The 11,723-nt window shown below is 51.0% G+C and carries 7 protein-coding genes and 1 pseudogene; 7 read left to right on the top strand and 1 reads right to left on the bottom strand.

Going from position 1 to position 11,723, the window contains the following annotated elements; all coding sequences use genetic code 11:
• Positions 1–31 precede the first annotated feature (31 nt).
• The 7 genes from AC58NV_RS23295 to AC58NV_RS23265 all read left to right on the top strand — a co-directional run bounded on the left by AC58NV_RS23295 (position 32) and on the right by AC58NV_RS23265 (position 10,516).
• Positions 32–1,675 carry a radical SAM protein gene (locus tag AC58NV_RS23295; protein ID WP_497229280.1) on the top strand — a complete coding sequence of 548 codons (1,644 nt, stop codon included), beginning with the start codon at positions 32–34 and terminating at the stop codon, positions 1,673–1,675.
• Positions 1,676–1,678: 3 nt separating this feature from the next.
• Entirely contained in the window at positions 1,679–3,415 is a 1,737-nt protein-coding gene (locus AC58NV_RS23290) for an HlyD family secretion protein (protein WP_497229279.1), read from the top strand.
• Positions 3,416–3,490: 75 nt separating this feature from the next.
• Complete coding sequence (locus AC58NV_RS23285; RefSeq protein WP_497229278.1) at positions 3,491–4,396, top strand: hypothetical protein; 906 nt, start codon at positions 3,491–3,493, stop codon at positions 4,394–4,396.
• Positions 4,397–4,509: 113 nt separating this feature from the next.
• Positions 4,510–6,396 carry an ATP-binding cassette domain-containing protein gene (locus AC58NV_RS23280; RefSeq protein WP_497229277.1) on the top strand — a complete coding sequence of 629 codons (1,887 nt, stop codon included), beginning with the start codon at positions 4,510–4,512 and terminating at the stop codon, positions 6,394–6,396.
• Positions 6,393–8,507: a cysteine peptidase family C39 domain-containing protein gene (locus AC58NV_RS23275; RefSeq protein WP_497229276.1), complete on the top strand. Its 2,115-nt coding sequence runs from the start codon at positions 6,393–6,395 to the stop codon at positions 8,505–8,507. Before AC58NV_RS23280 ends, AC58NV_RS23275 begins: the two co-directional genes overlap by 4 nt.
• Before the next feature lie 31 nt (positions 8,508–8,538).
• Entirely contained in the window at positions 8,539–9,366 is an 828-nt protein-coding gene (locus AC58NV_RS23270) for a SapC family protein (RefSeq protein WP_497229275.1), read from the top strand.
• Positions 9,367–9,730: 364 nt separating this feature from the next.
• Positions 9,731–10,516: a CPBP family intramembrane glutamic endopeptidase gene (locus AC58NV_RS23265; RefSeq protein ID WP_497229274.1), complete on the top strand. Its 786-nt coding sequence runs from the start codon at positions 9,731–9,733 to the stop codon at positions 10,514–10,516.
• A gap of 314 nt (positions 10,517–10,830) precedes the next feature.
• Here the strand turns inward: AC58NV_RS23265 and AC58NV_RS23260 are convergent.
• Positions 10,831–11,723, bottom strand: a pseudogene (locus AC58NV_RS23260) (IS3 family transposase); the annotation flags it as partial.

Raw genomic sequence — 11,723 nt, 5'->3', positions numbered from 1 at the left:
GCATTGACCGAAACCGGTCGGGAGAAGAACCATGCCTGAAAAAACAGAAGCCCCTCGGACGAGGGCCATCCAGCAATGGGCGGTTGGCGCCAAGAGCAATCTCCAGCCCCCTGCCACGATCTCGGATGCCGTTGCGCTGGTTCCGTCGCGATTTACCATCACAGTGGCGCTGAAGAAAAATGCGGTGCTGCTGTTCAATTCTATGACCCGTTCTCTCAGTCGGTTGAACGCGGCGGAAGCGAAGAAGTGGCGGCAATGGGAAGAGACCGGCGTAGTCGATAGGCAACAGGACCAGACGCTGGCCAGATCGCTGATGGCAGAAGGGTTCCTAACGACCAAGGGAAAGGATGAGCTCAAACAGGTCGAAAAGGACTACTTCGTGGCCCGGCACGACAAGAGTCAAATGATGTTAACCGTTGCACCGACCATGGCCTGTAACTTGGCTTGCGGTTATTGCTTCCAAGGCTTGGAGAAGGATCTCGGCAAGCTCGACAAGCGCCTTCCGGACGCCATCATTGATTTTGTGGATACGAGAAAGCAAAGCCTGAATGGCCTTAATATTACATGGTATGGCGGTGAGCCGCTAATGGCGAAGAAAGAAATTTTTTCTCTGGCAGACCGGTTGATATCGCTTTGCGACCGCAATGGGATCCAATATTCGTCGACCATTGTTACCAATGGCTACTTCCTTACAGTAGATATCGCGCAGCAACTCTGGAGCAGACGCTGCACTAATGCCCAGGTTACGATTGATGGTGTTGAAGAAACCCACGACAAGATGCGGCCGCTAACCTCTGGACGTGGGTCGTTCAAAACCATCATAGAAAATATCGGTGCAGTTCTCGACGAAACCCCACTTGGGATATCAATGCGCGTCAATGTCGGCCGACAAAATGTTGATGAATGCGACAGACTGCTTGATGAGTTCAACAAGCGCGGCTTTGGCCAACGGGGCAATTTCAGCCTCTATTTTGCCCCCATCGACGCTGCCACGCCGGAAAGTGGTACCGCGTATGTGGAAGGGATGGCCCGAAAAGATTTTAATGAAGCCGTGGTGACGTTGGGAAGTAAAGCCAGAAATCTTGGCCTTGCCTCACCGGTGGCTGCACCAAAAGGCATCCTAGGAATGTGCGTTGCCGCGAAGGACAACGGCTATGTCATCACTCACAACGGAGACATTCACAAATGTTGGGAAACAGCCCACGACCCGCGTAAACGGATTGGCTCAATCTTTAAACCTGAGAATCTTGATGACAACCTGAATGCCGCCCTATGGAAAGGCTGGTCCCCCTTTGAAAGCGATGTCTGTAAAGCTTGCCGGATTTTGCCCATGTGCGGCGGGTTCTGTGGCCATCGATACCTTTATCACGGTGCGGGAAACGACATGGCGTTGCCCTGTCCTGATTGGAAGTGGAACACAGCTGAATATCTGTTTGCTCGCGCTTTGGCGATGGAGGCGGTTCAGGAAGACGAATGGTTGCCAGAAGAGGCGACTGTAGATGCTATGCAATCGGGGGGCCGGCATTCGTCTGAAAGTCTCCAACAATGTCAGGAGTCTGTGCTGAAAAAAGTAAGCGCTTCACGCGGAGAGGCTGTGAATAGAGAGTATTTACACCATGGCGACGGTCGATTTTTTGAAACTGCCCCGGCGGATCTAAGTAAAAAAGGGGGATGAGAGGTGGGCAGACTGTTCCGTAGGTCTTTCCTACTCAACTTCTCTAAGGCTAATGAGGATTTGTCTCTTGAGATTCCTGTTCGTCATGTAGCTTTATTTTGGCCGACTCTGTTTACGATTGCCTTTGCATTTGCTGCCCTTTCGGCTTGGCTCTTCACTGCACGCCTGCCAGTTACAGTCGAAGCGCGCGGGATCGTCATGCCACCGGGAGGGGTACGTGAAGTTGTCTCTCTAGGGCAAGGTTTGGTAACTGGACACCCGCAGGCAATTGAGGGGCGGATTCGCAGCGGGGATCTCTTGCTGGAGTTATCTGATCCTACAACAGAAAGTTCGTACAAAGAAGCCCGGAAAACCTATTTGTTGGAAGTGGCCCACCTAGATGCACAGGAAAATGCCGCTCAGCAACGTTACGAAAGCCAGGAAAAGGAGCTGGAAATTCAGCTCGACAGTGTACGGGCGAATATCGCACGTCTCAGTACAATTGCGGTCGCTCTGGAAAGTGCCGTTTCCGAATATGATACGACGATGCAAAGCATGTTGAGTCTTCAACAGCGAACCAATGATGAGGTCAATCAGCTCGCCGAAAAAATGCAGAGTGGCGCCGAGAAACTAAAGAGGAAGGGGATTGTGTCAGACCTAGACTACTTTCAGTATCTTCGAGGAAGGGTAATGGCTCAACAGTCCCTGTCTACCTCAGTGACAGAAATTTCCCGGGCTAAAGTGGAATGGCAACGGATGCGTCGCGAATTAAGCGAGATCAAGGAGAATATCGCGGCAGACACTGTGCAGGAACAGAACATTTTGGGGGAAATTGAGGGGATCAGGAACAGATGGAGTTCCGAAAGGAAGGAGTTAGCGGTGCGCGCAGCAAGCAGCCGCGGCCAACTGCTGGATTCGGAAAGAAGGCTTTGGCTAGGAACGCATATTTTCTCACCTTACGACGGCAAGTTAATTGCGACAAAGAAGACGCTGGGGCAGACCGTTGGCCAAGGTGAGGTTGTCGGCCTTATGAAAATGACGCCGCAACATCGAAAATTACTCCTAGTGATTTCTCCTCGTGCTCAAACAGGGTTGATAGCTTTATCATTGGAGGACCGCGAGGTGACTGTTCCCTTCCGAAAAAGCGACCCTGGTTTTGAGACCCGCCTGCGTGATGCATTAAAGATTTTAGCTCCGAATATTCCAATATTCCTGCGCATAGTCGAGAACCGAATTGTGATCGAGACATCTAGCACGGAGTTCGAAAATCTTGAGAGTCTCGACCTGACCAATACAGATTTGACAGACAGCGAAGGTGCGCCTGTTTTTGCCATGAAACTTACTATTGGCGACGAGTGGCGTAACTTCGCGGTGGAAATGATTGCCTTGCTGTCTCCACGGGACGCAAAGAGGGTTCAGTACGGGGATGCGGCCCTGATCAAGCCGGACTATGAGCGATCATTGATCGGTACCCAAATAGCTGCTCGCGTATGGCAAGTGAGCGATTACGTATCAACCTCGGTTGAAGCGCAATCCCTTGTCGGCAGTACCGAAATAGCGCAGGCCCTGACTGGTGACCAGGGTGGAGTGGCGGTGATTCTGCACTTTGAGCGCGACCCTGCAGGGAAGCTTCAGCTGGATGGCGATACACTCAGCCGACCACTTACTCCCGGCACCATGGCAGGTGCGAGAATACAGGTGGGTGCTGCTTCTCCGATCGAGGTACTGCTACCTTTTTACGCTGATCTGTTCGGCGGATAAGCAGATAATAGGAGCACTCAGTAAGGCAGTTGAGCATAGAAGGTCGGCGCAGCAATTGTGTGAGGAGAAATGAACTTGATCCCTGAAGCAGACGAAGCGGAAATCCAAAATAGGCTCGATCTTACGATCCTGCAGACCTACAAGGCGACGACAGACATCCGCGGCTTCCGGTCTCGTGTTATTAATGGCTGGCGTGACGAGGCAGCCCTGGCACGTCTGGCCTTGTCGTGTATGGATGGTCTTTCTGGGATTACGCCGGAGGAAGATGATCATGCGATCCGGACGATCACCGACTATTGGTTGGAGCCTATTGTCCTACCGACCATGAATCTTGGACAGGCCCGCGATTACTTTCTGGCAATTCGGGAGCAGTTGCACCTCAAAACTGAGCGGATACCGCTCGCCAATCGTCCTTTGATTTTGGAAACACTTCATCATCGTTTCTGCTTTTCTGTGATCTACGCCACGATCGAATTCCTTGCTCTGGATCGTGGATTTGACAGATACATATTGCTTCACTTGCGCAATCCGCTAGATCCGCGACTAGAAATTTGCGCAGGATTGATCAAGAGCGCGCTGAAATCTGAAGCCATTTTTATTCCCCTGGAAGAAGGTTGGCTTGAAACTCTCCGTCGAGAGATGAGCGAACGGGCAGTAGTTTTCTACATGGGAGATATGTCCCCAAAATTTCTTCCGGGGAAACATCGCCGGGGAAAAGCATCTAATAAGATTCACTTATTTGCCGAACCGGATATCTCTCTCGAGGTAGAAGGAGTAACTGTTGGATCTCGACTCGCGCGAGGCTTTAATGCAGCTCATCACCTGCTCGACTATCCGCAGCCGGATACGGTGCGTCTCCGTTCTTGGAGCCCTGATGCTGCCCTGCATTGTCCACTGTCGGACTGGGTATTTTGGCCAGCGTTGAGGCACTGGTCCCAAGAAGTTGTGATTCCTGGGGAGGCAGATGAGAGATGGAAGTAATAGCACTTCGGCGATACCTGAAGAATGTGGTTAGCGATGGTGATCGGCTATGCAATATGCAATCGCCCACGGATGAAGACTCGGCTAGTTGGACTGTGTATTTGGAAAGGCAATTGGGATTGCTGGCGGTCCCCACTTCGGATGCAAGCGAGAGGCTTTGGGGTTATCCTCTTTGGTTTGCCCAGCATGCCAGCGAAGGCCCCGTATTGCTAAAGTGTGTCCCATCCCTTCTTGGAGCAGACCGAATTCAAGGGTTCCTTTTGGAGAAGGGAGTACCGTTTGAGTGCGATTTTCCAAACGAGAATCTGACTAACCTTTGTGTTTTGTTCGAGCCCTTTTCAAATAGCAGTCCGATGACATTCCGCGTAATCGTTGATTTTGTGTTAAAGCCCTCACGTGGCTTGCTACGTCAGGCTATGGGCTATCAACTCCTAGCAAGTCTAGCTGGTTCGGTCCTATTCATCGCCAATTACAGTGTACTTGCCTACATTGTACCGGAACAAAATTACGGTGCTTATTGGGCAATGGCATGGCTGATCGCCGGTTCTACCGTATCGATTATGTTGAGCCAAATGCTGCTCCAAAGAGCAAAGCTCTATCTGGATTCTCTGACAGAAGAGCGGGCCGAAATCCTAAAGCTTTCTCTACTTTGGTCTCTTCGTCCCCACTTTATTAGTACCTACGGTATGGAGCGAGTCCAACAAGACTGTGCCTTGATAGCACAGGCGGGGCGTGCTGCGGCTGAGATATCATTTGCAATGATCGCGTTGTTAGCCCTACTGCCGGTCTTGGTCCTCATGTATTTGCGCCTGCCAGGGATTTTGTTTTTTACCATTCTAGCAATTGCGGTTGCCGCCACGATTCCTCAAGTTCTCTTCCAATGGCGCCAGAACAGCCAAAGGCATAGGCTTACTTATCTGAAAACAGAAACAGCCGGCTATTTGTGCCGAATGATGGCTAATCTCGCTCGGCTCAATTTCTATGGCGCGACCGGCAAGGCCATTTCCCGCTGGACCCATGCTCAGGAAGAAATCGCCAACCGTCAATTGGGGATGGCAATAAGTGAAAACGCTGCGCTCGAGGCCAACGCTACATTGGCTGATCTGGCGAAAATACTGGCGATTTTTGTGCTGAGTATCCTGGTAGCCACCTCAACGCAAAATGGCCAACCCATGACGGTTGCCGCAGCATTTATTGTGATCCATCTTGTTTCCCGGACCTATGCGCTGTTTCCCAGCCTAGCTGCCGCCGTGTCAAAGCTAGGGAACGTTCTAATGAATTTGGGCAGCGTAACGGAATTGGTGGAAGAGGCCGCGAACGTTCGAAAACTCAATGAGCCCAAAGTAACACAAGCCACGGCTAGCATTGAGTGTCATCGTGTGCGACTGCCTCATGGTTGCCGCTTCAAGGGGGCGGAAAGCCTGACACTGCGACTGGAAGGTCCGCGCGTGGTTTCGATCGCTGGGGATTCCGGTGCGGGTAAGACAACTTTTCTGAACTGTGTGTTGGGGATCCAGGCTCCAGAAGCTGGGTCTATCGAGGTATATGGCGTTGATCCGATGCGTCTATCTACAGTCGAGCGCCAGCGCATTTTTGCCTATGCAGATCAAAACATTCAACTCTTGCCGGGAACGGTGCGCGACAACCTTAAGCTGTTTGGCGGGCCCTCGAGCAACGACAGAAATTTGTGGGAGGTTTTAGAACGGGTCTTCATGCTGGAACCCGTCCAGGCCCTGCCACTCGGCCTCGATACGCCTATTACAGATGCTCACCGAAATTTTTCCACAGGTGAGCGGCAACGAATGGCACTCGCCCAATGTATAGCCAAGGAAAGCACGATCCTTGTGCTTGACGAAGCTATGTCCGGGCTACCCATGGAGATGGAAGAGAAAATTTTTTCAAATATCCGACCGCTTTTTGAGCAAGTGTATTTCGTGTCGCACCGGATACATATGCATGGGCTTGCAGACACTGTTATTAAACTTGAGGCTCGCCAATGATTCCCGCTAGAGCATTGTGGCGCTCTATCGGGCAACGGTGGCGAAAAAAAAAATCGCCGACTATTAAAACACCGATTCGACTGCAGGGCAATCCCGTCGATTGTGGGGCCGCCTGTCTAGGTATCCTCCTCGAGTATTACGGCCACACCCATTCAACGCAAGAACTCAGGCAACTTTGTGCCGTTGGCCGTGATGGTGCCACCGTCGCCCAAATCCAACGAGGTGTGCAGACACTAGGGCATCAATGTAAAATCGTGAAGAAGGGGATCGAGAGCTTAAGATGCAATAGTAAACCAATTATCATTCATTGGGACTTGCGGCATTTTGTAGTGCTTGAAGGAATTTATGGCGACTGTGTTTCGGTGAACGATCCAGCTTTCGGGCGTCGGCGTATGACGCTTGAAGCATTTGATAGGCATTTTACAGGCGTATGTCTGGAAGTTCGCGTCGAGGAGTGGAAAGAAAAAGATGCATCCCCTGCATCTTGGGGGGTACTGCTTGCTTTGGCTCCGGAGGGAGACGGACTATTCCGAAGGGCTGCATTGGTCGGTACGTGCGTTGGGGGAATCCTGATCTGTATAGAAATGTTGTTTGGCGGACTTCTACGCTTATTCTTTGACTATGTGGTTGAACTTCAAATGGCCCGTTGGGGCTATGTCGCAGCATTGGCCGGTCTACCTCTTCTCGTCGCGCGCTTCCTACTGCTGCACTTTCAGTTGGCTCGCCAGGAAAGTTTGATATCTGATCTGTTGATCCGAATGAAGAGATCTTTTCTTGAGCAATTTTACCAGTATCCGACGGATTTTTTCGAAGCTCACTTTGCTGGCGAATTGTTCGGACGAATGCAGGACATGGACGATTGTTTGCATTTTTCCTTACGGGCTTTGAATGCACTGGGCATGCAAATAATCACTGTGTCGGTAGTAACAGTCGTGCTTACTGCAATGGCACCGGCAATCGCAGTCGTTCACTTGGGGCCGCAGCTCTTGTTGGTGATATGGCTATTTTTCATTAGTACACGAAGCCGAGAGCAAGAGCTTCAAGCCCGGGCTGATACTGCCCGCTATCAAGCGCTCCAGATCCAGCGGGGTACCGGCCATTTGCGTTTTTTTGCATCAGGTTTGCAGCATCATCTTCTTGTTACATGCCTGCCAATGTTGGGAAGACGCCAGGCCGCTCAGGCCAGTCACCAGCAGAGAGTATTGGGATTTGCCGCTGCGCGGCATAGCCTGCAATTGCTTTCTCAGCCTTTGTCCGCATTTACCGGGGCCTATCTCATGATTGATGGTCAACTGACTTTCGGTGGTTTTACTTTCGCTGCCCTGTTGGCCGCGATGCTGTCCAAACAGTTGGATCAAATTGTTGAGACGATCCGGGAGTATTGCGCCTTGCAGCCAGTGGTTCGGCGGGCCGCGGAACTTCTTGAAAACACTGCTGCAGGAGAAAGGTCGGAAAACTCAGAATTGAGCGCGGAATTCCTTCCCCTGTCAAGCCCACCGCAGGTTTTAATCGAAGTACGAGACCTGGGATTTGGCTACAATGGTGTGGAAACTCTTCTGTTCGACCACCTGAATTTTTCAGTCAAGAAAGGTGCGGTTGTGAATATAGCGGGGCCTAGTGGTGCAGGGAAGACAACATTACTCGATTTGCTTGCTGGACTTCGTCATCCTCTCAAAGGGGTAGTCTACTTTAACGGGCAGCGCCTTACAAAACCGGCATTGGCAGGCTTTGTCTTTGCAGACGATGAGTTCGTGACCGGATCTCTAGCGGATTTTGTTGCAAATGGTGAGCCAGTTAATCTTAAACGCCTAACTGATGTACTGCATGTGGCTGAACTTTGGGACCGGTTGGGTTTCTTTGCTAACTCGGATGGCGATGAACATTTAGAAAATCAAGGATTGAGCCGGGGGGAAGTCCAACGCTTGCTATTGGCACAGGCACTCTACCGCAGTCAAGAATGTTTGTTCTTTGACGAGGCATTCAACCATTTGGCGCTGGAACAGAGTGAACGCATTCTTCAAAGGTTACGAGCACAGGGCACAACTGTGGTCATGGCCACACATCGCCCTGAAGTACAAGCTCTCTGTGATCAAAATATCCTACTTGCATAGAACGACAAGAATGTGAAGGAGAAAGTGGAAAATGAAACAACCTGATGATGACCTGGATTTTGATGATGCAACTCAGGATGCCGCAACAACTGAGGGGCATCAAGGAGACGACTCGGTGGGAAAAACAGCCAAGCATGATGTTGCTCTTTTCTACCGGAAACTAGAAGCACTAAGCCCGGAGATTCATAGCACTCTATCGTTGAAAGATGCGACTGACTATAGTTTTGCCACCGATGCTAATAGCATACCTTTGCTGGTAAACGAGTTCGTCGATGCTCAACGTCATTACCCAATAGTCTTCTCTGAGTTAGGGGAGATGATGCCATTTGCTGTCGTTGGTGGCTTCGATGGCGGTAATTTGTTTCTCGATGAGTTAGCAAGGTGGGGCCAAGAACATTACGTACCTGCTTATGTGCGGCGGTATCCTTTCATCTCGGCAAGGGACGGGAATACAGGTCGCAGCGTTTTGGCATTTGATCCGGATTCTGTGTTGGTGTCAGAGGGGGATTTTCGACCACTTTATCAGAATGCCAATCCAACTAAAGTTTTAGAAGACACCATTGAGTTTTGCCGCAAGTATGCGGCAGCCGAAGAATACACTGTCGCCTTTTGTCAAGCGATGAGCGAACACGGTTTGTTCGTTGAAGGACATGTGACCCTAACGCTCCATGACGAAAAGGTACGGCGATACAGCGGTTTTTTAGTGATTAACCGCGAGGTCTTTTCGGGTTTATCTTCGGAGGTGACGGAGGGATGGCGAGAGAACGGTTGGCTTGAGGCAATCTATGCGCATTTCGCCTCATTTGGGGCTTGGGATGGGATTCGCTTGCGTTTGGAAACTGATACAATGGGGAAGTAGCTGAAAGCTGATAGTAGGACCCTGCCTGCGCGTCTAAAAATATTCAGTCAGTAGTTTCTAAAATACCTGGCGTTTCCTAAAGAGGGGGCGACACTGATCTTTGTGTTTTATGTGGCTCTGAAAATGTGGCCACCACCTCCGGCAGAAATGATGTAGGAAGGACGGTCTTTTGGGTTTTCACGGTTAGACCTATCTCCAGTTGGAGTACCATTAATCGATCATTGGTATTGATTTGAGGAAAAACGGCGCTGACACAGCAGTGAATAGAGAAAGGGACTCCCGGCACAACGGGGCTGGCTGAAGTAATCTCTTAGCGTCGAAAATGGCTAAACTGTATTAGCAATAGTAGAGGAAAAACAGAGGCATGAGCGATGATTTCGTGAAGGAGAATTTCTCTAGAAGTATCGACACCCTAAAAGGCCGGTGGTTTCCCTTGACGGCACTAACTTTGGCCGTGTTGGTGTTCACAACGACCATCGGTTTTGCAAGTAGTCAACATGAAGCGAAGCGCATGACGATACTACTATCGTTATCGATTGTGCAGCTGACACTTGCGGGACCTGCTTATCTATGGCTCCGAAAGACGTTTCAATCGTCGGCACCTAGACCGTTTGATCGCCCCTTTGCCCTTAGCTGGGCGGAGAGCTGCATAGGACTATTTGCACTGGTCGTTGTGCTGTTGCTTATTAGCTATCTAACATTTCCTGCCGATCGACCTTCTCAAACACTTATGGCGATCGCTTGGTTGGTTCCTTATCAGATCTTACTTATCGGATTGGCGGAGGAGTTGATCTTTAGGGGGGTTCCTTTCGCTGTGCTGCCTCGGCAATCGTGGGCCGCTCCTATGGTGAGCAGCCTGCTGTTTGCTCTGTACCATTGGAATACCAGCTTGTTACTCCTACCGTATTTTTTTGCTCTAGGTTTGCTTTTTGCGATCCCAAGACACTTTGGATTTCCGCTGTCAGTATTGGCGCTGGGGCATGGGCTTTTCAATATCATATTGGAGACTATTTGGCCGATAGGCGGCTACCGATTTGGGCCAGTCGCCTTTTCTGTTGTTATGCCGCTGGCTTTGATCTGCTTGGGAATGTTTGTCGGCTGGATGTTGAGCGCATTGGAGAAGAACGCGAGGAGAGAGATGCGGCTATAGATCCTCCGTTACCTGCGTAGCTTGACTCCACGGCTTTTGATTTCCGCTGAGATCTGACCTGGTACAGGCGAAAGTTTTCATTGAGAATTGACCCATGTGTGACCGTGCCCCTGGCTTTTATCGGCAGGGGTCATTGGAGTGATCGACATGGCATTTTTGAGTGTGATCCGACGCTGGGCGCTTCGGGATCAGATGTCTATTCGGGAGATAGCGAGGTGATCGGGCCTCTCCCGCAACACTATTCGCAAGTATTTACGTTCGGGTGCTGTTGAGCTCTGGACCTGTCACGTTTTAGTGCCGCCCCAGGTGCTCGTTTAAGCCACGTTCCGTTCGAAAGCGACTGGGCTTTTCCAGCCTAAGGCAGAGTGCCGTCGGCGCGGATTGTAGAAGCCGTTTATGTAGTTGAAGATTGCCATCTCCGCTGTCCGTCGCGTTGGCCAGGACTGCGGCCAGATCAATTCAGCCTTGAGGGTATTGAAGAAGGTTTCCACTGCGGAGTTGTCATAGCAATTACCCTTCCCGCTCATCGACGCCTGGAACCCATGCTGGCGCAGGATCCTCTGGTAGTCGTGCGAGCAGTACTGACTGCCCCTGTCCGTGAGGTGAATGCAGCCTTTGGGCGGCTGCCGTAAGGCTATGGCCATGTTCAGTGCGCGGATTGCAAGGTCGCGTTTCATACGGTTTGACACAGCCCAGCCGATCACTCGCCGTGAATGCACGGTCGAGGAAGACGGCCAGATAGAGCCACCCCTCTCGCGTCCAAACATAACTGATATCTCCCGCCCATTTCTGATTGGGCCGGTCCACATGGAAATTGCGGCTCAGCAGATTTGGCGCGATGTTGAAGGCATGATTGCTGTCCGTCGTCACCTTGTATTTCTTTGACCGTTCGACCCGTATGCCGTTTTCGCGCATCAATCTGCCAACCCGGCGGTGTCCAACGTTCAGACCCAGCTCATTCAGCTCTTCAGTCATTCTCGGACGACCGTAGCTGACCAAGCTAAGGCGAGATTGTTCCTTGATGTGAGCCAGCACTACCAGATCAGTTCTCTGCCTCCGGCTGGCAGGACTGCTGCGATATGCCCGCAAACCACGAGGGCTCACATCCATGACCTAACACATCTGTTTCGTTGAAAAGGTATGGCGGTGCTCTTCGATGAACCGGAACCTCATGGCCTTTGGCTCGCGAAGAACTGTGTTGCCCTTT

This window comes from Leisingera sp. ANG49 (assembly GCF_059694505.1).
Note: the sequence above shows the minus strand (reverse complement) of the source record. Positions and strands in the feature narration are given on the sequence as shown.